General features: G+C 37.0%; 1 pseudogene. It reads right to left on the bottom strand.

The window, feature by feature from the left end:
* Positions 1-267: 267 nt before the first annotated feature.
* A pseudogene (locus tag C0033_RS26675) lies at positions 268-540 on the bottom strand (hypothetical protein); the annotation flags it as partial.

Below are 540 nucleotides of genomic sequence, written 5' to 3'. Positions count from 1 at the left end.
GCGAACACATGTATTTTGTGTCCGACAGTCACGTTCATTTTTATGGCGAGTAGGAAGCCCGGCGGACACGGGATATTAACCCTCCGGCGCAGCTCCGCACCCAAAGCCAAGAAAGAACCAACAGTGGAGGTCAGGGTGATCTTTTTTCCAGCTGTTGCTTAGCTGGATAAGGATAAAAAAGATTTGGTGGAATAGTTATTAGGCCATAAATAAAAAGTGTAAAACCTTAAAAACTCAATAGGCTTTACACTTTGCACTAAGTAAATATTATGCGGTTTTTTCTAGTTCAGCAATTCTTTTTTCTAATTCCGTGACCTTTTTAAACAAGATATCAACAGTCTCGTTACTATATCTTGTTGCATTGATTTCAACTTGCATTATGTCTAAACGTTCAATAATTTTATCAATTTTTTGACTGTTATAGCCAAATAACCGATCCATCTCGTTTAATAATAACTTCTCTGATGAAAGAAGGTCATCTTTGGTAGCCATATTCATGATGTCATCTTTGGTAGCCATGTTTTTGATATCATCTTTGGT

Origin of the sequence: Clostridium sp. chh4-2, from assembly GCF_002899675.1 — a bacterium.
GTDB lineage: Bacteria > Bacillota > Clostridia > Lachnospirales > Lachnospiraceae > CHH4-2.
The sequence above is the reverse complement of the archived record's forward strand: the minus strand, read 5'-3'. Positions and strand labels throughout refer to the sequence as shown.